General features: G+C 54.8%; 21 protein-coding genes and 1 riboswitch. Of the genes, 19 read left to right on the top strand and 2 right to left on the bottom strand.

Annotated elements, in window-relative coordinates:
* Positions 1 to 72 precede the first annotated feature (72 nt).
* The 5 genes from GC101_RS36770 to GC101_RS17785 all read left to right on the top strand — a co-directional run bounded on the left by GC101_RS36770 (position 73) and on the right by GC101_RS17785 (position 8,942).
* Positions 73 to 5,325, top strand: coding sequence for a WIAG-tail domain (locus GC101_RS36770; protein ID WP_171718331.1), 5,253 nt, complete (start codon positions 73 to 75; stop codon positions 5,323 to 5,325).
* 215 nt (positions 5,326 to 5,540) lie between these two features.
* Positions 5,541 to 6,389, top strand: coding sequence for a glycosyltransferase family 2 protein (locus GC101_RS17800; RefSeq protein WP_171718330.1), 849 nt, complete (start codon positions 5,541 to 5,543; stop codon positions 6,387 to 6,389).
* The gene (locus GC101_RS17795) at positions 6,386 to 7,429 is read left to right on the top strand and encodes a glycosyltransferase family 2 protein (protein WP_171718329.1); all 1,044 of its coding nucleotides are present in this window, start codon (positions 6,386 to 6,388) and stop codon (positions 7,427 to 7,429) included. Before GC101_RS17800 ends, GC101_RS17795 begins: the two co-directional genes overlap by 4 nt.
* Positions 7,426 to 8,163, top strand: coding sequence for a glycosyltransferase family 2 protein (locus GC101_RS17790; RefSeq protein ID WP_171718328.1), 738 nt, complete (start codon positions 7,426 to 7,428; stop codon positions 8,161 to 8,163). The genes GC101_RS17795 and GC101_RS17790 overlap by 4 nt, the downstream gene beginning before the upstream one ends.
* A gap of 47 nt (positions 8,164 to 8,210) precedes the next feature.
* Entirely contained in the window at positions 8,211 to 8,942 is a 732-nt protein-coding gene (locus tag GC101_RS17785) for a sugar phosphate nucleotidyltransferase (RefSeq protein ID WP_171718327.1), read from the top strand.
* Positions 8,943 to 8,969: 27 nt separating this feature from the next.
* Here GC101_RS17785 and GC101_RS17780 read toward each other — a convergent pair whose 3' ends face one another.
* On the bottom strand, positions 8,970 to 9,536 hold the full coding sequence (locus GC101_RS17780; RefSeq protein WP_171718326.1) for a GNAT family N-acetyltransferase: 567 nt from the start codon (positions 9,534 to 9,536) through the stop codon (positions 8,970 to 8,972).
* 562 nt (positions 9,537 to 10,098) lie between these two features.
* Between GC101_RS17780 and GC101_RS17775 the strand changes: the two genes are divergently transcribed.
* The 11 genes from GC101_RS17775 (at position 10,099) to GC101_RS17725 (ending at position 19,813) form a co-directional block, all read left to right on the top strand.
* On the top strand, positions 10,099 to 10,392 hold the full coding sequence (locus GC101_RS17775; protein WP_081751236.1) for a nucleoside-diphosphate sugar epimerase: 294 nt from the start codon (positions 10,099 to 10,101) through the stop codon (positions 10,390 to 10,392).
* A 27-nt stretch (positions 10,393 to 10,419) separates the two neighbouring features.
* Positions 10,420 to 10,761, top strand: coding sequence for an alpha-helical endospore appendage domain-containing protein (locus GC101_RS17770; protein ID WP_039306867.1), 342 nt, complete (start codon positions 10,420 to 10,422; stop codon positions 10,759 to 10,761).
* Entirely contained in the window at positions 10,758 to 11,048 is a 291-nt protein-coding gene (locus tag GC101_RS17765) for a hypothetical protein (protein ID WP_171718325.1), read from the top strand. Before GC101_RS17770 ends, GC101_RS17765 begins: the two co-directional genes overlap by 4 nt.
* A gap of 20 nt (positions 11,049 to 11,068) precedes the next feature.
* On the top strand, positions 11,069 to 11,473 hold the full coding sequence (locus tag GC101_RS35805) for a FliH/SctL family protein (protein WP_216626658.1): 405 nt from the start codon (positions 11,069 to 11,071) through the stop codon (positions 11,471 to 11,473).
* A gap of 183 nt (positions 11,474 to 11,656) precedes the next feature.
* Positions 11,657 to 12,190 carry a GNAT family N-acetyltransferase gene (locus tag GC101_RS17755; protein WP_216626657.1) on the top strand — a complete coding sequence of 178 codons (534 nt, stop codon included), beginning with the start codon at positions 11,657 to 11,659 and terminating at the stop codon, positions 12,188 to 12,190.
* Between the two features lie 130 nt (positions 12,191 to 12,320).
* Positions 12,321 to 12,419: riboswitch (purine riboswitch) on the top strand.
* 62 nt (positions 12,420 to 12,481) lie between these two features.
* Positions 12,482 to 13,819 (top strand): 5'-deoxyadenosine deaminase, encoded by a 1,338-nt coding sequence (locus tag GC101_RS17750; RefSeq protein WP_171718324.1) that lies wholly within the window; start codon positions 12,482 to 12,484, stop codon positions 13,817 to 13,819.
* Between the two features lie 390 nt (positions 13,820 to 14,209).
* Entirely contained in the window at positions 14,210 to 14,788 is a 579-nt protein-coding gene (locus GC101_RS17745; protein ID WP_343049742.1) for an RNA polymerase sigma factor, read from the top strand.
* A complete protein-coding gene (locus GC101_RS17740; RefSeq protein WP_171718323.1) occupies positions 14,788 to 16,011 on the top strand; it encodes a hypothetical protein in 1,224 nt (407 codons plus the stop codon). Before GC101_RS17745 ends, GC101_RS17740 begins: the two co-directional genes overlap by 1 nt.
* Positions 16,012 to 16,202: 191 nt before the next feature.
* On the top strand, positions 16,203 to 18,101 hold the full coding sequence (locus GC101_RS17735; protein WP_171718322.1) for an LTA synthase family protein: 1,899 nt from the start codon (positions 16,203 to 16,205) through the stop codon (positions 18,099 to 18,101).
* Between the two features lie 8 nt (positions 18,102 to 18,109).
* Positions 18,110 to 19,543 (top strand): glycan biosynthesis hexose transferase WsfD, encoded by a 1,434-nt coding sequence (gene wsfD / locus GC101_RS17730; RefSeq protein WP_171718321.1) that lies wholly within the window; start codon positions 18,110 to 18,112, stop codon positions 19,541 to 19,543.
* A gap of 96 nt (positions 19,544 to 19,639) precedes the next feature.
* Entirely contained in the window at positions 19,640 to 19,813 is a 174-nt protein-coding gene (locus GC101_RS17725) for an aspartyl-phosphate phosphatase Spo0E family protein (protein ID WP_171718320.1), read from the top strand.
* Between the two features lie 1,376 nt (positions 19,814 to 21,189).
* On the opposite strand, the gene GC101_RS17720 is transcribed toward GC101_RS17725, so the two are convergent.
* Positions 21,190 to 21,969, bottom strand: a complete 780-nt coding sequence (locus tag GC101_RS17720; RefSeq protein WP_171718357.1) for an AAA family ATPase — start codon at positions 21,967 to 21,969, stop codon at positions 21,190 to 21,192.
* A 280-nt stretch (positions 21,970 to 22,249) separates the two neighbouring features.
* On the opposite strand from GC101_RS17720, the gene GC101_RS17715 reads away from it, so the two are divergent.
* The 3 genes from GC101_RS17715 to GC101_RS17705 form a co-directional block, all read left to right on the top strand.
* Positions 22,250 to 23,347: a CgeB family protein gene (locus GC101_RS17715; RefSeq protein WP_425497150.1), complete on the top strand. Its 1,098-nt coding sequence runs from the start codon at positions 22,250 to 22,252 to the stop codon at positions 23,345 to 23,347.
* 32 nt (positions 23,348 to 23,379) lie between these two features.
* A complete protein-coding gene (locus GC101_RS17710) occupies positions 23,380 to 24,513 on the top strand; it encodes a CgeB family protein (protein ID WP_171718318.1) in 1,134 nt (377 codons plus the stop codon).
* A gap of 426 nt (positions 24,514 to 24,939) precedes the next feature.
* On the top strand, positions 24,940 to 26,245 hold a 1,306-nt coding region (locus tag GC101_RS17705), incomplete at its 3' end, for a glycosyltransferase (protein WP_171718317.1).

Here is a 26,245-nt window from a genome sequence, read left to right as displayed (position 1 = left end):
AATGGTGTCATCAGCCCATACTACTGCATATGATGCCTAGGAGAAACAACAGATGGAAGGAGGAGACTGCTTGTGAAGAGTTCCAAAAGAAATCAGCATCGCAGTTCAAAAAAGCCGCTCTATTATGTAGATGATCCCAATAAGACTGAACTTAGCATGTTGAAAAGCAGTCCCAAAATACAAGAAGTGAAAGAATCTGCCGCCGTAGAAGCGGTGGATACTGTGGACCGGACGCTGCAGGTCAGCGGGGTGGAAATCCTGGAGGCGCCGGAGGCGGTCCGGCAGACTTTGCTTGAACCAGAGGCTATTCAGGAAACGGTAGTGGAAGAGGACCAGGAGGAGCATGAGGATGTTGAATCTCTGGTGGAGCCGGCTGTCATTGTAACTGTGGAAAAAGAGCGCCTGCAGCCCGTCTATACCGATGATCTGTCCGATGCGGCAGTCACCGGTGCCAAGATTGCTCCGCGCACGATTGACGGGTCCAAGCTGAAGTTCGGCATCATTGGTACGCCATGGCTGCAGGACTATGCTGTGCAGAACATCAACATCGCGGACAAGGCGATAACTTCCTCTAAGATTGCTCCGGAATCCATTGCCGGCGAGCATCTGGCGGAAGGCAGTATCAGCGGAGGGAAGCTGCTGGATCATTCCATTGGCGGAGAAAAGCTGAAGAACGGCAGCATCGGTCCGGAGAAGCTGGCGGACCGGATTATTGGCGGAGGGCAGATTGCCGATGGAGCCATCAGCAGCAGGCATCTCAGCGAGTTCATCATCACGGCGGAGCTGCTGGATGACGGTGCGGTTACCGGCGAGAAAATTCTCAGCAGCAGTATTGTCAGCCGCCACATCGGCAACGGCAGCATTGACCGCTCGAAATTGGCAGATGAAGCGATATCCGGTGACAAAATCGCCGATGGAGAGATCAGCGGCGTGAAGCTGGGCGACGCGGTGATTGAAGGCCGCCACGTAGGTGAAGGCGTCATTACATCGAAGCATCTGGCTCCTGGCGCAATTGGACGGGAGCAGCTGGCTACCCGGCTGATCGGGAAAGAGCAGCTTCAGGCGGGCATCATTGACGGCGGGCATCTCGCGGACGCAGCAGTTGGATCACGGCAGATCAAGGAGAAGGCTGTCCGCAGCCAGCACTTAAGCCCGGAGAGCGTAAATGCGGAGCATATCGCTGACGGGGAAATTGGCAGCCGGCATCTGGCGGACCGCAGTATTTCATTCGTGAAGCTGGCAGAGGGTGCAGTGGGTACAACACAGCTGATCGAGCAGGCGGTGACTTCCTCCAAGATCGCGGACCAGAGCATCCTGCCGCATAAGCTGGCTGATGAAGCGGTAACTACACGCCATATCGCCAAATCCGCAGTACGCGGACCGCAAATTGCCCTGCAGGCCATCACCTCGGCTCATCTGCAGCGCGAAGCCGTAGACAATTCACACCTGGCTATGGAATCCGTCGGATCCCCGCAGCTCCAGCAGCATGCCGTTCTTGCCGGACATTTGGCTCCCGGGGCCGTTACGGAAGAGCAGCTGGCGTATGACTCTGTTACGGGAGAACATCTTAGTCCTCAGAGTGTCAGCTCAACCAAGCTGGCGGACGGGAGTGTCATTTCCGCCAAGCTGGCCACTGGTGCGGTTGGCGGAAATGCCCTCGCCAGAGAAGCGGTGAGCGGAGAACATATCGCCGTCTGTGCCGTTGAAGAGAAGCATCTGGCCGATGGCAGCATCAGCAGCCGCGTGCTGCAGGAGGAAGCGGTTGACGCTGAACATCTGGCTCCGGGAGCTGTAGAGCGCAGGCATCTCGGGGAAAATAGTGTAACTTCATCCGCCTTGCAGTCCGGTTCGGTATCGGGAGATAAGCTGGCTTCCGGAGCAGTGAAGGAGGCACACCTCGCTGCCAGTATTGTACAGCCGCATCATTTGGCCGACCATGCTGTAACTTCATTGAAATTATCGCCGGAGAGCGTCTCAACAGACAAACTTGGCGATTTATCGGTTACCTCGATCAAGCTGGCTGACGGCAGTGTGAGTGCTTCAAAGCTGGCAGCTTTAGCTGTGCAGAGCGAACATCTGGCAGCAGGTGCCGTTGGACCGGATTCCATCAGCGATACATCGGTGCAGGGCAGACATCTCGCGCCGGGAAGTGTGGGCGGAGCGCATATCCGTCCGATGTCGGTCGGTAACGGACATATCATTCCTAGCTCTGTATCCTCCATCCAGATTCAGGATGGCAGCATCGGTGCCGCCAAGCTGGCGGAGGGTGCTGTAGCCGCCCGTCATCTCGCGGCAGGAAGTGTGACTGGCAGCCACTTGGCCGAATCCTCGGTAGAAGGACAGCATATAGCCGGCGGCAGCATCAGCCTGACTCATCTGGCGGAAGAAGTCCGCAGCGGGGAGCTTCTGCCGGACGGCAGTATCAGCGGGGAGAAGCTGGCGCCGGGGGCTGTGGAATCCGTCCATCTGGCTCCGGACAGTGTGCAGACTATCCATTTGACGCCGGAAGCCGTAGAAGGGCAGCACATCCGTGCAGGCGAGATCACGCTGGCGCATCTGGCGAAAGAAGCGCGCAGTGCAGATCTACTGCCGGATGGCAGCATCGTAGGCAGCAAGCTGGGAGCAGGCGCTGTAGGTGCTTTTCATCTGGCGGCAGGCAGCGTGTATGGCGGCCATCTGGCGGCAGGTGCCGTAGACAGCCGTCATATCCGGCCCGGCAGCATCCAGCTGGCACATCTGTCCCAGGATGCACTGACCTCAGATCTGCTGCCGGATGGCAGCATTAGCAGTGAGAAGCTGGCCGCAGGTGCGGTAAGCTCGCTGAATCTGCAGCAGGAGAGTATCTATGGTGAGCATCTGGTTGACGGCATACTGCAGGAACGGCATTTGCATTCCGGTCTGATCAAGCTTGAGCATCTGGCAGATGAAACCCGGAGTGCGGAGCTGCTGCCGGACGGCAGTATTGGCGGAAGCAAGCTGGCGGCAGGTGCGGTGGGCTCCTTCCATCTGGCTGCGGGCAGCATCTATGGCGGTCATCTGGCTCCAGATGCAGTGGACAGCCGCCATATCCGCACCGGCAGCATCCAGCTTGCACATCTGGCTTCCGAGACGCTGAGCGCCGAGCTGCTGCCGGATGGCAGCATTGACGAAAGCAAGCTGGCCACAGGAGCTGTACATTCACAGCATCTGCAGCTGGAGAGCATCCATGGAGAGCATCTTGCGGATGAATCGCTTGAGGAGCGGCATTTAAGTTCGGGTATCATTAAGCTTGAGCATCTGGCAGACGAAGTACGAAGTGCTGAGCTGTTGCCTGACGGCAGTATTGGAAGCAGCAAGCTGGCGGCAGAGGCAGTGGGGCCGCAGCATCTGAAGCCGCAGAGCGTCCACGGAGAGCATGTCGCGGAAGGGTCGCTGGAAGGGCATCACTTGGCCTCCGGCAGCATCCTGCTGGAACATCTGGCGCAGGAAGTCCGCAGCTCTGAACTGCTGCCTGACGGTAGTATTAGAGGAAGCAAGCTGGCGGCTGGCGCAGTAGGCTCTGTTCATCTGGCTTCCGGCAGCGTCTATGGCGGTCACCTGGCACCGGAAGCAGTGGACAGCTGCCATCTGCGCGCGGGTAGCATCAAGCGTGAGCATCTCGCTGAAGATACGCTGAGCTCAGAGCTGCTGGCAGACGGCAGTGTCGGAGGCAGCAAGCTGGCGGCAGGCGCTGTAGGTGCTCAGCATCTGCAGGAGCAGAGCATCCAGAGCGGACATCTGACAGACGGCGCACTGGAAGAGCGTCATTTGAGCAGCGGTATTGTGACGAAGCTGGAGCTTCTCGCAGCGGAAACGCGCAATGCAGGGCAGATAGCAGACGGCAGCATCACCGGCAGCAAGCTGGCGGTAGGCGCTATAGGTGCCCAGCATCTGCAGGAGCAGAGCATCCAGAGCGGACATCTGACAGACGGTGCGCTGGAAGAGCGTCATTTGAGCAGCGGTATTGTGACGAAGCTGGAGCATCTCGCAGCGGAGACTCGCAATGCAGGGCAGATAGCAGACGGCAGCATCACCGGAAGCAAGCTGGCGGCAGGCGCAGTAGGTGCCCAGCATCTGCAGGAGCAGAGCATCCACAGCGGACATCTGACAGACGGTGCACTGGAAGAGCGTCATTTGGGAAGCGGTATTGTGACGAAGCTGGAGCATCTCGCAGCGGAGACTCGCAATGCAGGGCAGATAGCAGACGGCAGCATCACTGGCAGCAAGCTGGGGCTAGGTGCAGTAAGTGCCCAACATCTGCAGGAGCAGAGCATCCAGAGCGGACATCTGACAGACGGTGCGCTGGAAGAGCGTCATTTGAGCAGCGGCATTGTGAAGAAGCTGGAGCATCTCGCAGCGGAAACGCGTAATGCGGGGCAGCTGGCAGACGGCAGCATCACCGGCAGCAAGCTGGCGGCAGGTGCAGTGGGTTCCTATCATCTGGCTCCGGGCAGCATATTCGGGGGCCATCTGGCCCCGGGCGCGGTAGACGGCCGCCATATCCGCTCCGGCAGCATCCGTCTGGACCATCTGGCCGAGGATACGCTAACCTCCGAATTGCTGGCAGACGGAAGCATCACTGGAAGCAAGCTGGCGGCAGGCGCAGTAGGTGCCCAGCATCTGCAAGGGCAGAGCATCCAAGGAGAGCATCTGGCAGACGGCGCACTGGAAGAGCGTCATTTGAGCAGCGGCATTGTGAAGAAGCTTGAGCAGCTTACAGAGGAAACGCGCGGTGCAGGGCAGCTGACGGACGGCAGCATTACCGGCGAGAAGCTTGCTCTTGGCAGCATCGGAACCCAACATCTGACCGAAGGTTCGGTAGGGAGTGCAGAGCTTCAGGACGAAGCGGTGGATGCTTCCAAAATCACTTCATTTGCCATTCAATCCCGCCATCTGGAAGAAGACAGCGTGCAGAGCTATCATATTGCTCAAGGTGCAGTGACCGGAGACCATCTGGCGCCCGGAACGGTTAATCCCGAGCATCTGTCGTTCAGTCCGGTACAGAGTGCCGGAAACCGGGAGGTTCTGCAGCAGTTCGGCATGACGGCCTTTATGTTTAATGGAGACGCGCAGAGTGTTGAGGTAACTGTATCTTTTGATGAAAGCTTCGGCCATACCGGCTATGTGCTGGTCGCCATGACCAACCAGCCGTATTTCCATGCTTCGCTGAAGAACAGATCGGGCGGGGACGCGACGATTGAAGTAGTGCGCCTGCGCGAAACTCCTCACTTCTATGGAGTGCTGTCCTGGATCGCCCTCGGTTCGCCTCTGGTGAAGCCGGCTGCAGATCATCGTGTGTTTGATTAGAGCAGGAAGATAAACAATACTAGAGCGCAGCCGGAGGCTGCGCTCTTTGTGTTGATAAGGCCGGCGAAATCCGGGTTCAACCGGACTGCGGCAGCGGGAGGGCATTTGTCCAAATTTCTGCAAGAAGGGAGACACTTGCCGTTACCCGGGACAGCGGATTACATAGACTGTGATGTAACCCTCAGCCCGGAGACCATGCCCTGCAAGGAAGGTGGATGAGCTTGAAACACACACGTACATCTGCCCGCCGCACGGGGCGGCGGGCTTTGCAACCCAAGCGGCGGATTTCCCGGCCGGTGCGCCCTGCCGTGCCGTTCCCTGCGGCCAATCACCCCGCCCCCTATGTGTCGGTGATCATTCCGGCTATGAATGAAGCCGGAACGATTGGCAAGGTGATTGCCGGAGCCAGGGAAGTCCATCCCCGCTGTGAGGTTATTGTTGTGGTTAACGGTTCTGCCGACAATACGGCAGAGATTGCATTGGCACTGGGGGCACATGTCATTCACTTCGAGCAGCCGCTCGGTCATGATGTGGGCCGCAGTGTTGGAGCAGAGGCGGCCAAGGGAGAGGTCCTGCTCTTTATTGACGGGGATTTTGTGCTTAACGCTTCACAGCTGCGTCCCTTTGTGGCCGCAGTCAGTCATGGAACAGATGTGGCTCTGAATGATTACTCCGGTCCGGTCCGTCAGGAATTCCCGCATCCGGTGGTGCTCTCCAAGCATGTGCTCAACATTATGCTTGGCCGTCCGGACCTGAAGGGCTGTTCGCTGACAGCGGTGCCTCATGCACTCAGCCGCAGAGCCCTTGCTTCTCTGGGAAGCGGCCTGTTATCACGGCCGCCTCTGGCACACGCGCAGGCGGTGCTTGAGGGCCTGCAGGTGAAGGCCGTGCATAAGGTGCCGGTCGGCAGGCTGAATGCCGTACGGCCCAAGCAGGCGGGAACAGATCCCTTGCGTGAGGTTATTCTCACGGATCATCTGGATGCGGCAGGTCTGGTCCTTCAGCGCAGAGGCGAAAGAGCAGGCTTCATTGACGGCAACCGGCGAAGGGGGATGGTGAGATGACAGCAGCACCGGAGCCTTCACCCGGACACCGGCAGGAGGTTCACGTATCTTCCCGTGTAAAAGCATCGGGCAGGAGCAGGGCCTCTGCCCGGCGTACCCGGCCGGGCAGCTCCGCCTCCCGGAGCAAGGCGGCCAAACCAGCCGCTGCTGCGCCCCGCCGGAGCGCCGCCGCCAAAGCCGCAGCTGTCCGGCGGCCGGCGGCAGGCAAAGCGGGTTCCCGCCGCACGGCTGCGGGGGCTTCTGCCGCCGGCAGCGGAGCAGGACGGCAGCTGCCGGCTCTGCACGGTTCATTGTCCGTGGTTATCTCGGCCAGGAATGAGGAGCAGACCTTGTTGAAGCTGCTTGATCAGGTAACCCGGCTCAAGCCGCTGGAGATTATTGTCGTGCTTAACGGCTGCAGCGACCGCAGCTTCCAGCGTACCCGGCTGTGCCCCCAGGCGACAATTGTGCATATTCCGGAATCTGCCGGACATGATGTGGGACGGTCGCTTGGCGCCAAGCTCAGCCGGGGGGATATTCTGCTGTTCCTGGACGGGGATATGGTAATTCCCGCCCGGCACATGTCTCTTTTTGCGGAGGCGGTGGATGGCGGTGTTGATGTAGCCTTGAATGATCTTGATCATCTGCTGCCCCCCTTTGCCCTCAGCGATGCGGTTACCCGCTGCAAAATGTATCTGAATGCCGTACTGGGGCGGAGTGATCTGGGCGTCAGCTCGATGACAGCTGTTCCCCATGCCATGTCAAGGAAGGCGCTGGAGCGGATCGGCTACCGTGAGCTTATGGTGCCGCCGAAAGCGCATGCGCTCTCGATTATGCGGCAGCTGCGGGTGGAGAAGGCAGGCACGGTGAATGTGATCAAGCATAACCGGCTGCGCCAGAGCAACACAGGGGCCGGAAATGCGATGGAACAGCTGATCGCCGGTGATCATGCCGAGGCGCTGGCCCAGGTTCTTGGAGAGCAGCAGGCAAGCGGGCGGCTGTCCGAGAGCCATCTGCAGGAGCAGCGCCGGCAGATGGCGGCGTGGAGGAATGCCCTATGACACTGACCAGCATTATTATTCCAACGTATAACAGGCTCGGCCTGCTGCGTTCCTGTGTTGAATCAATCAGGGCGTATACGGATTCACCCTATGAAATTATTGTAGTCGACAATGCCTCAAGTGACGAAACGGATGCTTACTGCCGCACGAATAAGCTTACCCTTGTTTCCCTTCCGGAGAACCGCGGCTTTCCGCTGGCCTGCAATCTGGGGCTGCAGCTGGCTGCGGGAGATGAGCTTTTGCTGCTGAACAATGATGTTATTGTGTCGCAGGGCTGGCTGGCGAATCTGAAGAGCGCTTTGTACAGCGCCCCGGATATCGGAATGGTGGGTCCGGTGACCAATTATGCCAGCGGACGGCAGCAGGTGGAGACGGGGTATACGGATATTCCGGGTTATCATGCTGAAGCCCGTTTGGCGAATGCTCCAGATGCGGCGAAACGGCTGGAGGCCAGAAGGCTTGTAGGGCTGTGCTTATTATTCAAAAGAGAGCTCATGGATACCATCGGCCTGCTGGATGAACGCTTTTCACCGGGCCATTACGAGGATGATGATTACTGCTACCGCGCCAGACTGAAGGGATACCGGCTGCTGATCGCGGGAGATTGTCTGGTGTATCATGAAGGCAGCGCCAGCTTCAGGGAAGTCTACTCTTCCTCACTTCAGGAGCTGGTGGAGCGTAACCGCAGATTATTTATGGAGAAATGGCATGTAGATCCCGCACAATTCATCTGAGGGGCCAGGCCAAAGGCTAAAGACATAGATAAAGAGGAGGAAAGTAAGTGAAAGGAGTCATACTGGCGGGCGGAACAGGAACAAGGCTTTACCCGTTGACCCGGCTTATGAACAAACATTTGCTTCCGGTCGGCAAGTATCCTATGGTGTGTTACGGCATTGACCGGCTGCGCCGGGGGGGTATAACCGATATTCTCCTGGTCATCAGCAAACAGTCCGCAGGACAGTACACCGACTTTTTGGGAAGCGGCGCGGAATTCGGTGTATCCCTGACTTACAAAATCCAGGAAGCTGCAGGAGGCATCGCGGAAGCGCTCGAGCTGGCAGAAGGATTTATTTTGCCGGGGGAACGGTTTGTTGTGCTGCTTGGTGACAATCTTTTTATGGATGATCTGAAGCCTTATGTGGAGAGTTATCTGCAGCAGCCGCAGGGAACGGCGAAGGTGTTATTGAAACCGGTCGATGATGCGCGGAGATACGGGGTTCCGGTGTTTGACAGCGGGGATTCGTCCCTGATTGCTTATATTGAAGAGAAGCCGGAGCGTCCGAAGACTAAATTCTGTGTTACAGGTATTTATATGTACGACGAAGCGGTATTCGATATTATCCGCCGCGTATCCCCTTCCAAGAGGGGTGAGCTGGAAATTACCGACGTGAACAATATTTATGCCGCAGAGCGCAAGCTTAGCTATGATGTGCTCAAGGGCTGGTGGAGTGACGCGGGAACGTTCCAGTCCTTGCGCGAAGCCGGAGAAAAGCTGAGAGATACGCTGCCCTGAGGGGCAGCTTTTTTAATAGATAGGTGTTTATATGTTTTGGGGTCCCCGCAAAATACCAGTATCATCATCGAAGCTAATGGCGGGCCGGGCGATTCTCCACCAGAGCAGGTCTTCGGTCTCCCGGTACAGCTCTGCATCCAGATGCTGCAGCACGCGGTGCGAGGCAGTATTATCCTTCTCGGTATCCGCGATGACCCAGCGTGCATCCGGATGATTGAAGATCCAGGCCGTGATGTGCCGCACCGCTTCCGTAGCGTAGCCATGCCCCCGGTACTTCTCATCAATGACATAACCAAGAATAACCTCGCCTTGCTCATTCGGCCCGCCCTTGAGGATCAGGAAGCCGATAATCCGCTGCTCCTCCAGATGAATAATGGCCCAATTGGTCAGCCAGGGATAGTTCTGCTCATCCTGGAGAACCTTGGCGCGCCTCACCCGCATGGCATAACGCATCTCTTCGTCATCCAGCAGGGTTTGGGCTGCGGTTACGTTCAAGCCCAGCGACTGCTCCAGCTCCGCGTAATTGTCCAAGGCCAGTTCCAGCTCGGCTGCAGTCAGGGGCCGCAGATTCAGACGGTTGTCTGTAAGTTTCATAGATTACCTCCAGTTCCACTCCGGATACATAGATCCGGACAACTATAATATAGCTCCGATTTCAGCCAAGCATAGTCTGCCGTTGAGCTGCTTGTCAATATCCTCCAGCTGGTAACTTTCCCGTAAGCCTCGGCATTATCCGCTCTAGTTCCCCTCCATGCCCCACGAGTTCCGCGCCAGTCCCCTCCTCGAGTTCCGCGCCAGTCCCCTCCTCGAGTTCCGCGCCAGTGCTTCGCGCCGGAAGCAGTTGGATTTTCTCCACTTAATAATCCCGTTTTGTCTTTTGTATCCACCCTAAGTGGAAAAAAGGCATTTATTTCTTCCCAAATGTACTTTTTTGCCCGGCCAATATAGAAATAGTTGTCCTTTTTCCACTTGTTGCTCTGATTCCCGGTCATTCGAATAAATTAAGTGACGTTTTTCCACTTAGCAGCCGCAGCATCTGGAGCCGCAGCGCTTAGCGGTCTTATGACACGCGGACCTCCATAACTTGCGGAGCTTCTCCGGCACCGTCACGGCTGATGCCGCATATGCTGTAGCAGGGCGTTTGAGCAAAGGAGACATGAAGGTGCAGAGTAAAATTACAAAAGTCCTGCAGCACATGGCCCATACGCACGAACAGATGGCTCGGATTCTCGACGCCGAACGCCACGTAGCCGTCCGTATGTCGCAAATAGTTCACGATCTGCCGGATGCGGACCCTGATTTCGGCGGATTCAGTGGGCTGGTAGAAAGCTCAGGTCAGGTTAACAAGAACATTATTGCTTACTTGAATGCACTTGCCGATCTTGAAGAAGCGATGGCAGAGGGAGTAGGCAGAGTGATCAAGGAACTAAACGGTCAGGAAGAAGAGTAACGCGTAACCAGAGCAAGGAGGCGGAAGATGAGCAGAGAAAAGGCTTATCTGCAAATGCTGGAGTCGACCGCTGTAATCCAGTGGAACATCGCGATGATCCTCGAGGCCAAAGCGGTGGAAGCGGAAAAAGTGAAGCAGTGGACCCATCATCATATCCACGCTAGAGCATTCGACTCCCATGAAGACCAGTTGAAGGAATCACTCTCCATCCACGAAGTGATCGTAGAGATGGTGGAGGGGCTGACGAAGCTGGAGAACGGGCTGTACAGTAATCTGAAAGCAGTACTGGGCAGCGGTGAAGATGAGGGCGGCGGTGATTTCGGCGGAGACGGCGGGGATGGATTCAGCTTCGGAGACGATAGCAAATGAGCGGCGGGCTTCTCTCCGAACATGCCGTTAAGCTGGAGATGATCCGCTCGATCGCCCGCAGTCAAGCCGCGCTCGCAGCCATCCTCGAGAGCATTGCCGAAGTTACGGGGCAATCGGAGCTGACAGCCCGCAAGCTGAGCGACAATATCAGGATTCTGAGCGGGTACCAGAGTTCAATGTGCCGGATGATATCCGGCATTTCACTGCATGAGCCCAAACAGGGAATTCCTGCTGCGCCATGGCTGAGCAAGGATTGCTCAGAGGGTACTGCTGCAAGAAGTAGATGAAGTACAGGAGGAGTAGACAGATGAAGAGAAAGAGACTTGGCAAGCTGCGCTCAGGCAGCAAGGGCCGCAGACGCACACTGCTGTTGTCACGGAAGACCAGGGTGCGCAGAGGCCTTGGACGCAAAACGCGCAGAGGACTGATCCGCAAGACGGGCAAGAGAGCGCCGCTGCTGCGCAAGAAAAGAAGACTCCGCCGCCGGCTTGTCCGCAGGGTGCATGTGGTTCAGCCGCCGGTACAGGTTGTTCCGGCAGTCGAAGCGCCGCCGGTAGCGCAGGTAGTCCCGCTCCCCCCGGATCTGGGCGTCCCTCCGGAGCTGCCGCCGGGAGACGCCTTTCAGCAGGGCTACACCGAAGCATACAACGTGGGGTTCGACGCAGGTTTCGCCAAGGGCTTCGAAGACGGGCATAAGCTGGAGCTGGGCTGAGCGAGCAGCAGCTGTGGCTTAGAAGATGAGCGGCTATAGAGGTTGGCAAGTTCTCCTGCCGCCTCTATAGCCTATGGACGATACTGGAAATGGCGGCCTATCGGAATTTTCGCCCGGATATGGTAGACTTCTTAACAGAACTTTACCGGGTTCGAATGCCAGGTAGGAAAGCGGGGACTATACATGATTGGGAATGAGATACGAAGAGCACAGAGCAATGAAATCGGAGAGATTATGGATCTGATTGCCAAATGTGTACAAGTTATGCAGGCAGGCGGAAGCGATCAATGGGATGAGAGCTATCCGAACCGTGAGATCATTGCAGCGGATATTGATACAGGCACATTATTTGTCTGTCTGGACAACGAAGCCATTGCCGGTATTATTGTGCTGGATGAGAATCAGGCGGAGCAATATGGGGCAATTGAATGGTTACAGCAGCAGGGGCCGCATCTGATCATGCACCGGCTCGCGGTTCATCCGGAGTTCCAAGGTAAAGGGATCGCCCGGCAGCTGATTGCTTTCGCTGAAGAGCACGCCCGTCACAGCGGGTATAGCAGTATTCGGATGGATACTTATGCGAAGAATGAACGGGTACTCAAAATTTATCCCTCACTTGGCTATGTGCAGAGAGGCGAGATTCATTTTCCCGGCCGGGTAGCGGCTTTTCCTGTATTTGAGAAGGTACTGACGGAGATTTCCGGACAGTTTATGTAATGTTATATTACATATTTGAAGATAATAATAGGGGATAATTCATTTTAATCTGCCGTAAATAGTTTCGTGTTAATATTTATAACTTATGTTGACAAGAAAGTTGTCTTTACTTTATGATGGGATTATTCAGAAGCAATTGAATAGTCCTTTTCGTATATCCTTAATAATTGGTTTAAGGGTCTCTACCGGGAACCGTAAATTTCTGGCTACGAAAATATGCTGAGGCATATTTTTGTGGCCTTTTTGTGTTATAAGCCAGCTGGACATCAACAAGACTAGGGGGAATGGGTTATGGCGAACATCCTGATCAAGCATGCGGAGATTATTACAATGAACAAGCAAGAGGAGATTATATACGGGGATATCCGCATCAAGGATGATCTGATTGTGGAGATCGGCAGCGGCCTGGAGGCGCAGGGGGAAGAGACAGTAATTGATGCGAAGAACCGCACGGTAATTCCCGGATTTGTGCAGACCCATATTCATCTGTGCCAGACACTGTTCCGCGGCAAAGGCGATGATCTGGAGCTGATGGACTGGCTGCGCAAGCGGATCTGGCCGCTGGAGGCGGCGCATGATGAGGAGTCGCTGTATTATTCCGCTATGCTCGGCATTGGGGAGTTAATTACAAGCGGCACAACGACCATAGTGGATATGGAGACGGTGAATCATACAGACTTTGCCTTCCAGGCAATCGCCAAAAGCGGCATCCGCGCCCTATCCGGCAAGGTGATGATGGATCAGAAGAATGCGGATGCACCGGCAGCGCTGCAGGAGGATACGGCAGCTTCCCTTCAGGAGAGCGTGGATCTGCTGGAGAAGTGGAATGGATATGGCAACGGGCGGATTCAATATGCATTTTCCCCGCGTTTTGTCATTTCCTGCACGGAGCCGCTGCTGAAAGAGGTACGTAACCTCTCGGAGCACTACGGGGTCAAGGTGCACACCCATGCTTCCGAGAATCTGGGGGAGATCGAGATTGTGCAGGCGATGACCGGTATGCGTAACGTGGTCTATCTGGATCATCTGGGGCTGGCGAATGAGCGCCTGATTCTGGCCCACTGCGTCTGGCTCGATGAGGAGGAGAAGCGGATTCTGCGGGACCGCGGAGTTCATGTCAGCCACTGCCCGGGCTCCAACCTGAAGCTGGCCTCCGGCATTGCCGACACTCCTGGAATGCTGCATGATCATATCCATCTTAGCCTTGGCGCGGACGGTGCTCCATGCAACAACAACCTGGATATGTTCAATGAAATGCGTCTGGCGGCGGTGATCCAGAAGCCGCAGCATGGGCCGACCACGATGGACGCCAGAAGTGTGTTCCGGATGGCAACGATCGGGGGTGCGAAGGCGGTGGGCATGGAGGATCAGATCGGCAGCATCGAGGTTGGCAAAAAAGCCGATCTGGCGATCCTCAACCTGTATAATTTCCATACCTTCCCTTCCTATGATGTAGATCCGATCTCGCGGATTGTCTATTCCGCCACCCGTGCGGATGTGGAAACGACGATTGTGGACGGACAAATCCTGATGCATAAAGGCCTGCTGAAGACCGTCGATAAGGAAACTGTGCTCCATGAAGCTAACCGTTCCATCAAAAGGCTGCTGGTGAACACTCCGCTTGGGTAATGGCTCTATTTCTGAAGCACGCTCAGGATCATCACACATATCGCTCTTAAGAGCTAACTAACCGGTGTTCCGGGAACAGAGCGGCAGGAAGTCGCAATATTCACCGCAATTGGAATCGGTGCGAACAGTGGGCAAGCCTCTCGTTCAAGCTATATACTATGCAGGGGACTCAGGTCCTCTGTTTTTTTGTTTTTTTGAGTTAAATACACGCTGTACTGGCGGAAATGTTGTATCCTCTGCAGGATTTTTAAATTAAAAAATTTACGCAACAACGTCGGCTGCCCTGGAAGTCCGCTTTTAACACTGAGGAGCAGGCTGGATGAAGGAATGAGTTGATTTTTATTAGAAAAAGTGAACCGTCCCTCCACTCTTGAGGTCAAATATAGTGAGGTGAACCCATTGGAACTGGATGGATTGGAGCAGGCGGAGGCTATCAGTGAAGAGCAGCTGCGGCAGATAATGAAGCTTTATGGGGAAGATGTGTGGAATTATATTTATTTCTTGACCAAAAACAGTGATCAGGCGGATGATCTCACGCAGGAGGTGTTCATCAAATGCTATTACCGGATCGGTACCTACCGGGGGCTTTCATCGCTCAAAACCTGGCTGTTCACGATTGCCCGCAATACGGTATTCTCCTACCGCAAATCGCGGTTTTTCCGCTCCGGGCTGTGGGGCGGGATGCAGCCTTTACCCGCTGAGGCTCAGCATCAGGAAGAGGCAGCGGGGCAGGCAGTCGTTGCCCGTTCGGCGGAGATGGAATATCTCGGTAACCGGCAAGTGGATGAGATCTGGAGCATGATAATGAAGCTGCCGGATAAGCTGCGTGAGGTGCTGGTGCTTGATCTTAAGGCAGAGCTGTCGGTCCGGGAAATCGCAGAGCTGATCCGGATATCCCCGGGCACTGTCAAATCGAGGCTGCACCGCGCACGTCATAAAATCCAGGACAAACTAAGGAGGATGGAGTAATGGATAAGCGTGAGCAGGAGCCGCAGTGGTATGAGCAGGCCCGTAAAGGCCCGTTTCCGGAAATGAAATTTACGGAAGAAGCTGCTGGCAAGGTGGCCCGGCAGATTGGAATGGACGGTTCCTCACTAAACCAGGTGCTGCCATCCGGCCGGCGGCGCAGGGCAATCCGCCTGCGGATACTCTCCGCCGCCATCATCCTCCTGTTGTTCGGAGCCGGGGCAGTGTATTGGGGAAGTGGCTGGTCCGGTCAGCCCGGGGGTTTTAATCCGTTACAGGTAAGCAGCGCCGGAATAATCGATCCTCCGGTTGCGGGCCAGGCTGATCTTACGGATGAAGGGCTCAGGGCGACCGCTGAACAGGTAATGCTTGAGCAGCTGGGAAAGAAGCTTCCCTTTGTGAGCCTAGAGCCGCTCGTGGAAGAAGGAGAAACCCTGGAAGAATTTAAAGATGGGGATAGTTTTGCTAAAATCTGGTTTGAAACAGAGACTGGCAAGGTAGTGCGGACGTACATGGATACCTTTTTCTCTCCTGAACAAATCGATTCTAAATTCATTGATGAAGCGATGGATCAGCTGCGGAAAGCTGGTTACAAGGGAGAATTCACAGTTACTGCGCTTCACCATTCCGTCCACTACGGGACAAACGCTGATGAACAGGGCATTCAGACCGATGACAGTCTCATAGCGGAGGAAGGGCAGATTGATTACGAGAACGGCGTCTACCGCAGCTCGACCTTCAAAATGGGTGAGAATGAGGTGAGTGCGGAAGTGAAGCAGGAAGGTCTTAAGGCAATTAAGCTGCTAAGGGAAAAGGGCACCGATCACCTCTATTCCATCAAGCGCACTGTTGCGCAGAAATGGGATGTACTCGTTTTGACGTATGGAGAGAGTGAACGCGGGGCTACTACAGTTATGATGGACTACGCTACACAAGATATTATTCAAGTAGAAGACATGGCGCTTTACGATGAAAATTCATTCACCTCCGCCGATCCAAACACGAATCTGCTGAATATGGATAAGGCCAAGCTTCAGCTTGCGGCTGCTGCCATCGCCGATGAAATGTTCGGCATCCGGCTGGAGGATTATACATTTGTCAAAGAGATGTCGGGCATAGGATCGATTGCTTTTAAAAGTCCGGACGGAGCAACAATCATTACCGGGTCGTATAATCTGGACGGCACTTTTTACATGATCCAGCAGACGCCAGCCACTGCCGAATAATCTATCATTTTCATAAGATTGAACAAAGACGCATGCCCCGCCAGGGCGGCGTTTTTTACATTTAATAGAACCTCCAGTTTTGATAACTATTTCAAGTATTGCTATACTAGAGAAATCTGAACTTTTACAGAAAAATGCAATAGAGTTTACACAGATTTTCAATATAGAGAGTAAGAGGGGAAAGTATTATTATGAACGAAATGAAACATGCGCCGGTGCAGGCTCATTTCTATATCGTTATCGGACTGGTCTGGCTGAAGCTGCTGCTGCTGAGAGGTTTGTTTTTTGACCGGATTGCGTGGGAATGGATTGCTGCGGATATTGCCCCGGTGCTGCTGATGATGGGGGTGCTGGCTCTTATTACACCTGTGCGGATGAGGAAGACCGTTTTCTGGAGCTTCAACGGTCTGTTGTCGCTGCTGTTCTTCGCGGCCAGTGTGTACTTCAACCATTTCGGCTCGGTGCCGACTTATCTGGCGCTCTATGAGCTGAATCAGGTGTTCCAGGTGAAAGAAAGCGTAGAATCTACGATTGAGCTGATTGATTACCTGTTTTTTGCCGATCTGATCATTATGATAATCTACTCGCTGTTCCGCAGATGGAAGAATGGTCCCGTACAGCAGCACCGTGGAAGTCAGTCTTCACGCAGAGCCCGGAGAGTCTATCTGGTCGCCCTGCTGGTGGCTATTATCGGCGGCGGTTCGTTGTCGGCCTATTCCATTGATTCGGCACGCGGAATTACGAATGAGCTGGTTCAGGCGGAAAGCGCCGGATTTCTGAACTATGAGGTGGTTGCCGCGATCAAAGCCCAGGAGGATAACGGCCTCATCGGCACTGGGGATATTAATGAAACAATTGCCAAGGTGGAGGCGCTGGAGGCTGGTTATCCATACAAGGATATCGCAGGGGGACTGCCGGAATATTTTGGATCACAAAAGGGTAAAAATGTAATTGTAATCCAAATGGAGGCATTTCAGAATTTCCCGCTGCACCAGTCGCTGGATGGACAGGAGCTGACACCGGTGCTGAACGGCTTGGCCGGAGAGGGCTTTTATTTCCCGCATGTCTTCCAGCAGGTCGGTCCGGGCAACACCTCGGATGCGGAGTTCATAAGCAACACCTCAATTTATCCCATTGCTTCGCTTGCGATGTCAACGGGCTTCGGGGACCGGGAACTGCCGGGCCTGCCGCGTCTGCTGCGGGATAAGGGGTATGAAGCTTACACCTTCCATGTGAACAAGGTAGGCTTCTGGAACCGCAATGAGCTCTACCCGGCGCTTGGCTTCAATGGCTACTATGATAAAGGGTATTTTAAAAATGATCACTTCAACGCCTTCGGGGCTTCGGATGAGCAGCTGTATGCTACGGCGGTGGAGAAGCTGGCGGCATTGCAGAAGAAGGGTACGCCTTTTTATGCCCAGCTTGTAACGGCCTCCAGCCATCATCCATTCCAGATTCCGGATAGCTTCAAGAAGATTAAGGTTCCGGATGATCTGCAGGGCACAATGCTGGGCGATTACCTGACGGCAGTGAATTATACGGATTATGCGGTCGGCACTTTGATTGACGGGTTGAAGCAGCAGGGCATGTGGGATGATACTGTGCTGGTGCTGTACGGCGACCATTTCGGCCTGCAGCCGAAGGATGTCCCGGCGGAGCAGGTGGAGGAAGCGCTTGGAACTCCGTACGATGACCGGATCAGCCGGTTTAATATTCCGCTGATTATTCATGTGCCCGGGATGGAGCAGGGACAGGTCGTGGAGCGGACCGGCGGACAGCTGGATGTGCTTCCTACTGTGGCCAACCTGCTGGGGGTATCGCTGAAGGACGAAGGCTTTACCGCTTTTGGGCATGATCTGCTGAACATTAAGAGCAATGTGGTAGGGATGCGTTATTATTTGCCGACAGGCTCCTTTTTTAATGATGAGGTGATGTTCGTGCCCGGGAAAAGCTTCGCGGACGGAGAGGCCATCTCGCTGGATACGTATAAGCCGGTTGAGGATTTCAGTAAATATCAGACCGATTATGACTATATCCTGAAGCTGATGGGCTTGTCCGATGAATATGTGAAGCTGCTTCCGCAGCGCTAGGAGGAATTATGAAAAGACTATTAAAATCGGAATATCTCATAACCCTGGCCGGCTCTATATTGATCATCTACCTGCTGTTTATAAGGCCATTCATTGGTGTTGCTGACAATGGTGATTTCCTGCGGATGATGAATACGATCGGACTGAATTATTATGATGCTGCGGAGAGCTATGCCGACCGCTTTTTCAGCTTCAGTCATTCCAGATTTTCCTATGAAAATCTGTTTACGGGCTTTTATCCATCCTCGCAGATTCTGCTTGTGCTGATCCCGAGACTGCTCGCCGGGCTGGTTCACGGGAGTTATTTTGATATCCGCCTGCTGGGCGGCGTATATGCGCTGCTGCTGCTTGCCGCGACTTGGCTGATTGTGAAGCTGGGGGCCAAAAGCTCTTATATCACAGGACTGCTGCTTGGTGCGGCGCTGTTGTTTGTCTTCTATGACATTGGTTATCTGGCCTATTTCAATTCGCTGTTCGGTGAGCCGGTATCGATGGTGTTCATGCTGCTTACCTTTGCGCTGGGACTGAGACTGACGGGGCAGGAACGGCCGACACCCAAAGAACTGACGCTCTTCTTCATCGCCGTCCTGTTCCTGATCTGCTCCAAAATTCAGAATGCCCCCGTCGGCCTGGCGTTTGCGCTGATCTTCCTCCGTCTGCGGACACTGCATGGAACAGGCAGCTGGCGTAAGCTGGCGCTGCGGTTCGCGGTGGCAACGGCGCTCGTGTCCGTAATCATGTATGTGGCTGCGCCGAAGGAACTCAAGCATATCAACCTCTATCAGACGGTATTTTTCGGAATTCTGAACGAGTCGACGGATGTGCGCGGGGATCTGCGTGAGCTGGGTCTGCCGGAGCGGTTGGAAGTGCTGGCGGGTACAAATTATTTCCAGGCCGGCACGGCCATTAAGCAGGATGATCCTTCGCTTACAGCGGATTTCTATAATCTTGTATCTCATACAGACGTACTCTTCTTCTATCTGGGACATCCTTCGCGACTGGTAGAGAATATGAAATATGCAGCGAAGAACAGCATGTCCATCCGTCCCTATTATCTTGGAAGCTATGAGAAAAGCATGAATAAGCCCAAGGGGGCTATCGACTATACCTATAGTACTTGGAGCCAGTTCAAGAAGAATTATCTGCCGCATACACTCGGGTTTCTGGCTCTATTCTACCTGGTGTATTATGCGATTGTAATGACTCACTATTTCCGCAGCAGGGGGCAGCAGGCGCGGATTGCCGGTGAACTGATGATGCTGCTGGGACTGATCGGGTTATTCTCATTCCTTGTTCCGGTGCTGGGTGACGGCCGGGCGGATATCGGCAAGCATCTGTTCCTGTTCAATGTCTGTTTCGATATGATGGCGGTAGCGATGTTTGGCTGGGCTGTGCATAAACTCGTTATGCTTTTGAAACCTGTTTTCGCGGCAAACCGCTAATTGACCCGTTACGGATTATAGAATACAATGTGTTTGGAACTTTAGTAAAAGAGTGGAAAATGGCTTGGAACAGCCTCATCCTACAAGGGGGCCGCTATGGGTAATGATGATTACAAGGACAAGATTGAACAGGCAAGGCAGGAACTGAACAAACTAGCCCTGGAACACGGGATGCAGGATGTAAGGGTGCTTCGCCAATCGGTAAAGCTGGATGCGCTCCTCAATGAATACAGTGATTGCAATACAGAGAAGGACGACCAGCTTTATTAGAGAATCAAAGAGCAGCTTTGTAAATTCAAAAGACACTTTAACGGCAGATGTGCCGCTAAAGTGTCTTTTTTGATTGTATAGGAAAGTAGGATATTCGTCTGTTGTGGATATGTTTCTTTGGAAATTGGAGTAGGTCCGTCTGAAGGACAAATTGGTTCTGGTACAGGCAATCCCACCGAATCCCCGGAAATTGGAGACTTGGGAAATCAAAGGATAAATCCCTCTGCTTCCGCCGGATGTGGGCGGCAGGCGGGAAAGAGGGGCAAAAGTGCCCCTGAATCCGCCGAAAGTGGGCGGCAGGCAAGAATGAGGGGCAAAAGTGCCCCTGAATCCGCCGAAAGTGGACGGCAGGCAGGAAAGAGGGGCAAAAGTGCCCCTGAATCCGCCAAAAGTGGGCGGCAGGCGGGAAAGAGGGGCAAAAGTGCCCCTGAATCCGCCGAAAGTGGGCGGCAGGCAGGAAAGAGGGGCAAAAGTGCCCCTGAATATGCCGGATGTGGGCGGCAGGCGGGAAAGAGGGCAAAGGTGCGCCTGAATCCGCCGAAAGTGGGCGGCAGGCAGGAAAGAGGGGCAAAAGTGCCCCTGAATCCGCCGAAAGTGGGCGGCGGGCGGGAAAGAGGGGCAAAAGTGCCCCTGAATCCGCCAAAAGTGGGTGGTAGGAGAAAATCAAAGGGATAAATCCTTCTCAATCCGCCGAATGCAGGCGGTATGGGGAAATCAAAGGGATAAATCCCTCTGATTCCGCCAAAAGTGGGCGGCAGGAGGGAAAGAGGGGCAAAAGTGCCCCTGAATCCGCCGAAAGTGGGCGGCGGGCGGGAAAGAGGGCAAAGGTGCCCCTGAATCTGCCGGATGTGGGCGGCAGGCGGGAAAGAGGGGCAAAAGTGCCCCTGAATCCGCCGGATGTGGGCGGCAGGCGGGAAAGAGGGGCAAAAGTGCCCCTGAATCTGCCGGATGTGGGCGGCAGGAGGGAAAGAGGGGCAAAAGTGCCCCTGAATCCGCCAAAAGTGGGCGGCAGGAGAAAATTAAAGGGATAAATCCCTCTGATTCCGCCGAATGCAGGCGGTAGGAGGAAATTAGAGGGATAAATCCCTCTAATTCCGCTGAAAGTGGACGGTAGGAGGAAATTAAAGGGATAAATCCCTCTGATTCCGCCGAAAGAGGGCGGTATGAGGAAATTAGAGGGATAAATCCCTCTGCTGATTTCGCCGGACGTAGGCCCAAGGCAAGAATGAGGGGCAAAAGTGCCCCTGATTTTACCGGCGGCTGCCCCAAACAAAAGTAGTCAGAATAGAGCAAAGTGAGATGGGCTTAAAATCTACATCAGCTGCACCGGCTGCATAGCTCCAGCCTAATTCACCTGCTAGGGTGATTTTGTTCTGTTATGTGTCCGAAGCATCCGAAGCATAATCATCACCCAGCAGCTCACGGAGCATTCTCTGCCGGTCGGTCATGAAGGCCCGCGTCACCGTATAGTGGTCTGTATCTTCCAGAGCCACAGGCGTAATGCTCGCTCCCTCCAGCAGGAATATATCCGCACCCGGATAGGACATCAGAATCGGGGAGTGAGTAGCGATGATGAACTGGGAGTTCTGTGCTGCCAGCTCATGCATCCGAACCAGCAGCGACATCTGCCGCAAGGGGGACAAGGCCGCCTCCGGCTCGTCCAGGATATAGATGCCCTGTCCGCCGAAGCGGTGGACGAAAGTGGAGAAGAAGGATTCTCCATGGGACTGCTCATGCAGAGAATTGCCGCCGTAGGAGTCTTTGATGGATCTCCCAGCCTCCGGGTCCTCGTCCAGCTCATCGATATAAGTAGCCACATTGTAGTAACTCTCCGCACGCAGGAAGAAGCCGTCCTTCGGCCGCTTGACCCCTTTGGCAATCCGCAGATATTCATAGAGACTCGAATGCGAGGCTCGGGTGTTAAAAGAGAAGTTCAGCGTCCCGCCCTCCGGATTGAACCCCCAGGCGGCTGCGATTCCCTCCAGTACAGTCGATTTCCCTGTTCCGTTCTCCCCTACAAGAAATGTGACCTGCTTCTGAAAAGCAATCCGCTCCAATGCCCGCACCACCGGCAGGTTAAACGGATAGGTATCAAAGGAAGGTACCTGTTCACGAAGCAGGTCTACATGGCGGAGATAGAGCATCGGGTCATACATCGAACTCATTTTTAAATTCCTCCTCTTAGCCGGATAGATGGAAAACTGTTCCTTCGATTCTATATGAATTTTGGGGTGCCCGCAAAGCACCTGACTAAAGGCTTCGGCGCTACCCCCTCGCTTTCCGGGGAACTGGAGTGGATGAAATCTGCAAAGGTTCGGGCCATGCGGGCGAAAGACAGGGGGCATGTGCCAATTTCGCCGCAATACAGACAGATGTCCATGAGGCGGATGCTGACTCCGCATATAGTACACTGTCTTGAGAATATGACGGGGCAGGGTGAAGGCCGTGAAAGCAAAAAAGAGAAACGTGCGTCCGCGGGATTACCGAGACGGTTACACGCAAGGGTACCATCTCGGCTTGTGTGAAGCCGTGAAGCGTCTGAATTCTCCTGTAGTGGGTGCATGCCGGCCGTTTAAGCTGATGTATGTCCCCCAAGGGTTTCAGGCGATAGACACGGGAGTAACAGAAGCGCTGCGGCAGCTGGTCAGTGAGCTAATTATCTGTTCTCCGGAAACCATGCTGGAGGTGGCATCGCGTGAGTCGCCGGGAGCGGTGCTAGTGATGAACGGGCTGCATGTGTTTCCCGAGAACCATCTGGAACAAATTACGGAAATAAGAAAACTGGGTATTCCGGCAGCGATCTGGTTTGTGGATGACCCTTATTTTACCGAGGACACATCAGTCATTTGCCGGCACTATGATTACGTGTTTACACACGAACTGGGCTGCGTGGAGTTCTACCGTTCGCTGGGTGTGACTTCGGTGCATTACCTTCCGCTGTGCGTCAACCCGCAGATGTTCTACCCGCGCCGTACCGGACCGCAGTATCAATACGATGTTGTGTTTATCGGCAATGCCTTCCGCAACCGGACGGAGCTGTTCGATGAGCTGGCCCCGTTCCTCCGCGGCAAGAAGGTGCTGATCGCCGGCGGCTTCTGGGAACGGCTGAACACCTTCGAAGAGCTGTCTCCATTCATCAAAAGCGGCTTCATCCCTCCCGAGGAAACGGCCAACTATTACAGCGGTGCCAAGCTTGTCATTAATATTCACCGTCCGTGGGAAGGCGGGCAGGACAACCGGAATACCTTCCAGCTGCCGTCTCTCTCCATTAATCCCCGGACCTATGAGATCAGTGCCTGCGGAACGATGCAGCTGACCGATATCCGCGAGGACCTGGGCAGCCACTACCGTCCGGGTCATGACCTGGAGACCTTTGCCTCTGCCGACGAGCTGAAACGCAAAATTGACTATTACCTGAAGCATGAGCAGGAGCGCCGCAAGTATGCGCTGCGGGGACTGCAGACGACACTGCGCCACCACACGTTTACCGCGCGATTGCCTCATTTGCTGGGAGTTCTTGCTGCACAAGGGTGAAATCCATTATGGGATAGAAGGAGCGAATAAACATGAATAATCAATTTATAATGCCTGCGCCGCCTCTGCCGCGGACCCCTGCGGAAGAGCAGAAACTGAGTGGCCGCCTGACCGGCTTCAAGGTCGGATACGATGAAGGGTACCTGCGCGGACGCCTGGCGATTCTGGATGGCCGGCCGGAAGAACCGCTTCCCGTACGCAATATCCATGTCATGTATGTGGCTTCAGGCAAAGGGTATCCGTATTCTCCGCTTGATGATGCGGTACTCTTCGCCCTGCAAAGACTGACCGCGCAGGTAACCATTACGGATGTGCGCCAGAATCTGGTGGAGCTGGCTTCGGCCCAGCGTCCGGATCTGGTCCTGGTCCTGGACGGTCTGGATTTACCGCTGGATCAGGTCGCCGTTCTGCGCGGCAGAGGCATTAAGACTGCGATATGGCTCACAGATGATCCGTACTATACGGATTTCACCATGAAAATCGTCGCCCACTATGACTATGTATTCACTCTGGAGCGTAATTGCGTGGAGTTCTACCGCGGCCTCGGGTGCACTGAAGTTCATTATCTGCCTTTTGCCGCCCACCGCGAGCATTACCGCCCGACTACCGGACGTTCGCCGGTCAGCCGCGATGTCAGCTTCATCGGGTCTGCTTACTGGAACCGGATCAATTTCTTCCGCGATATCATGCCGGAGCTAATGAGCTACAACACGGTGATTAACGGAATCTGGTGGGACCGTCTGCCGGAAGCGCCTATCTATGGTGACCGGATTGAGATCGGTAAATGGATGTCTCCGCAGGAAACGGCAGTCACCTACAGCGGTTCGAAGATTGTCATCAACCTGCACCGCTCCCACATTGATGAGGTAGCCAATAACAATACGCTGTATATTCCGGCCGCATCGCCGAACCCCCGCACCTTCGAAATCGCCGCCAGCGGCACGCTGCAGCTCAGTGACGCCCGGGATGATATGGGTTCCTTCTATAAGGTCGGGGAAGAGATTGACACCTTTTCAAGTCCGCAGGAAATGATGGATAAAATCCGTTTCTACCTGACGCATGAGGAGGAACGCCGGGATATGGCACTGCGCGCTTTTGAACGGACCCTGAAGGATCACACCTACACCAAACGCCTGAATCAGCTGCTGACGGTTATTTACGGCTAAACACTCCGCAGAACGCTTCAAAAATGTGCGTATCACCGGGGACAGGTGTCGTGCCGGCATCTGTGCCCCCTCAATATACTGGATGGAGTACCGGGTTATGATGTTAGCCTGCCTGCGGCGGATATCCACCGGATGAAAGAAAGTAAAACTTAGCGCATGCTCGTAAAACTTAAGATGATGCTTCCGGAGCGAGTTTTACACGAAGAAATGCTCTGCAGTGAATGCTTCGTAAAACTTAAGTTTATGCTTCCGAAGCGAGTTTTACTGCGATGAAGATGCTCTGAAGTGAATGCTTCGTAAAACTTAAGTTTATGCTTTCGAAGCGAGTTTTACTGCGATGAAATTGCCTTGATGCTAAGCTTCGTAAAACTTTTAGGGAGGTGAATGGCTGCTCCACAGCCCCTCGCGGGGGAGCGCCGAGACACCATGGCCGACAAAGCTACAATCGTCCTCTTTTCCCATGTTTCCAATACACGCAGTATTACGGGTGCGGAGAAGCTGCTGTTGTTCTTCAGCCGGGAGCTGTCTCCTTACTTTAATTGTATTCTCGTAGCCCCGCAGGACGGGAAGCTGACGCGCCTGGCTCGGAGCTACGGAATCAATGTCCAGCTGTTATCTATTCCGCTTGTCTATGGAATGTACACTCCATACGCAGGCCTTCCGGCAGACATCCGCAAGCTTCAGGAGAGCCGTGAGTACCAGGAGCTGAGTGACTGGCTTGCGGGTGTGCGCCCGTCGTTCATTATTTCCAGTACCTGTGTGCATGCTCTGCCGCCGATGGCAGCGAAATCACTGGGCATTCCGGTGGTGTGGAAGATCTCCGAGACCATTACGGATAACGAATACACTCCGATCAGCGTGGAGCTGATCCATAACAACAGCGATGAGATACTGGCCATCTCGCAGACGGCTGCGGCTTGCTTCCCCGAGGATATCCGTGAAGGCAAGGTGACCCAGCTCCCCCCGTCCTGGAATGAAACGGAAATGATGTTTGAAGCCTGGAGCAAGCTCCGGGGAGAACGGCGGAGTGAATTGAAGGTAGCGCCGGAGGAACCGCTGATCGGTTATGTCTCTTCCTTCATTAATAAAGAAAAAGGTCTGGAGCATTTCGTCAAAATGGCTGTCCTTGTGCATGAGCAGCATCCGGCAGCCCGCTACATTGTAGTGGGTTCCCCCGGAGACAAAAGCTATTATGAACGCTGTGTCCGCAAAGTGAAGCTGGAGGGGTTAACCTCCCGGTTCAGATTTGTCGGATATGAAGAATGTCTGCCCGCAGCCTACTGCGCCATGGATCTGCTGGTCGTTCCCAGCCTGATCCGTGAAGGCTTCGGCATGACGGCACTGGAAGGCTATGCCTTCGGTAAGCCGGTAGTCGCTTATGATTCCGGCGGCTTGCGGGAGATTCTGAACGCTGCAGGCTGCGGTGAGCTGCTTGTGCCTGCGGCCAACATCGGTGCGCTGGCCGAGCGGGTGAACCTGCTGCTGGCTGCTCCGGCCATGGCGGCTGCCATTGGCAGCCTGGCGCGGGAACGCATCGAGGCCGTCTACGGCCCGGCGGCTTACCGCGCCCGCCTGTACGGCTTAGCGGAGAGGTGGCATCTCCGCTACTGCCTCGCGCCGCCGCAAGTCAGCGGCGCCGAAGAAGCCCCGCCCGCAGCTTCGCCGGCGGGCGGGGCGGGGGCCCCCGCGGCAGAGGCACCGCGGGCACGCCCCTCGCGCCGCGCCGCACGGC

Origin of the sequence: Paenibacillus phytohabitans (genome assembly GCF_013141775.1) — a bacterium.
In the GTDB taxonomy this organism is placed as follows: Bacteria; Bacillota; Bacilli; order Paenibacillales; family Paenibacillaceae; genus Paenibacillus_AQ; species Paenibacillus_AQ phytohabitans.
The sequence above is the reverse complement of the archived record's forward strand: the minus strand, read 5'-3'. Positions and strand labels throughout refer to the sequence as shown.

What these genes read in the sequence shown, in the direction of transcription:
- GC101_RS17800 (WP_171718330.1), top strand. Translation starts at nt 5,541, where the DNA reads ATGAGCTTGAAACACACACGTACATCTGCCCGCCGCACGGGGCGGCGG.
- GC101_RS17795 (WP_171718329.1), top strand. Translation starts at nt 6,386, where the DNA reads ATGACAGCAGCACCGGAGCCTTCACCCGGACACCGGCAGGAGGTTCAC.
- GC101_RS17750 (WP_171718324.1), top strand. Translation starts at nt 12,482, where the DNA reads ATGGCGAACATCCTGATCAAGCATGCGGAGATTATTACAATGAACAAG.
- GC101_RS17725 (WP_171718320.1), top strand. Translation starts at nt 19,640, where the DNA reads ATGGGTAATGATGATTACAAGGACAAGATTGAACAGGCAAGGCAGGAA.
- GC101_RS17765 (WP_171718325.1), top strand. Translation starts at nt 10,758, where the DNA reads ATGAGCGGCGGGCTTCTCTCCGAACATGCCGTTAAGCTGGAGATGATC.
- GC101_RS35805 (WP_216626658.1), top strand. Translation starts at nt 11,069, where the DNA reads ATGAAGAGAAAGAGACTTGGCAAGCTGCGCTCAGGCAGCAAGGGCCGC.
- GC101_RS17770 (WP_039306867.1), top strand. Translation starts at nt 10,420, where the DNA reads ATGAGCAGAGAAAAGGCTTATCTGCAAATGCTGGAGTCGACCGCTGTA.
- GC101_RS17710 (WP_171718318.1), top strand. Translation starts at nt 23,380, where the DNA reads ATGAATAATCAATTTATAATGCCTGCGCCGCCTCTGCCGCGGACCCCT.
- GC101_RS17780 (WP_171718326.1), bottom strand. Translation starts at nt 9,536, where the DNA reads ATGAAACTTACAGACAACCGTCTGAATCTGCGGCCCCTGACTGCAGCC.
- GC101_RS17755 (WP_216626657.1), top strand. Translation starts at nt 11,657, where the DNA reads ATGATTGGGAATGAGATACGAAGAGCACAGAGCAATGAAATCGGAGAG.
- GC101_RS17735 (WP_171718322.1), top strand. Translation starts at nt 16,203, where the DNA reads ATGAACGAAATGAAACATGCGCCGGTGCAGGCTCATTTCTATATCGTT.
- GC101_RS17790 (WP_171718328.1), top strand. Translation starts at nt 7,426, where the DNA reads ATGACACTGACCAGCATTATTATTCCAACGTATAACAGGCTCGGCCTG.
- GC101_RS17740 (WP_171718323.1), top strand. Translation starts at nt 14,788, where the DNA reads ATGGATAAGCGTGAGCAGGAGCCGCAGTGGTATGAGCAGGCCCGTAAA.
- wsfD (WP_171718321.1), top strand. Translation starts at nt 18,110, where the DNA reads ATGAAAAGACTATTAAAATCGGAATATCTCATAACCCTGGCCGGCTCT.
- GC101_RS17775 (WP_081751236.1), top strand. Translation starts at nt 10,099, where the DNA reads ATGAAGGTGCAGAGTAAAATTACAAAAGTCCTGCAGCACATGGCCCAT.
- GC101_RS17720 (WP_171718357.1), bottom strand. Translation starts at nt 21,969, where the DNA reads ATGTATGACCCGATGCTCTATCTCCGCCATGTAGACCTGCTTCGTGAA.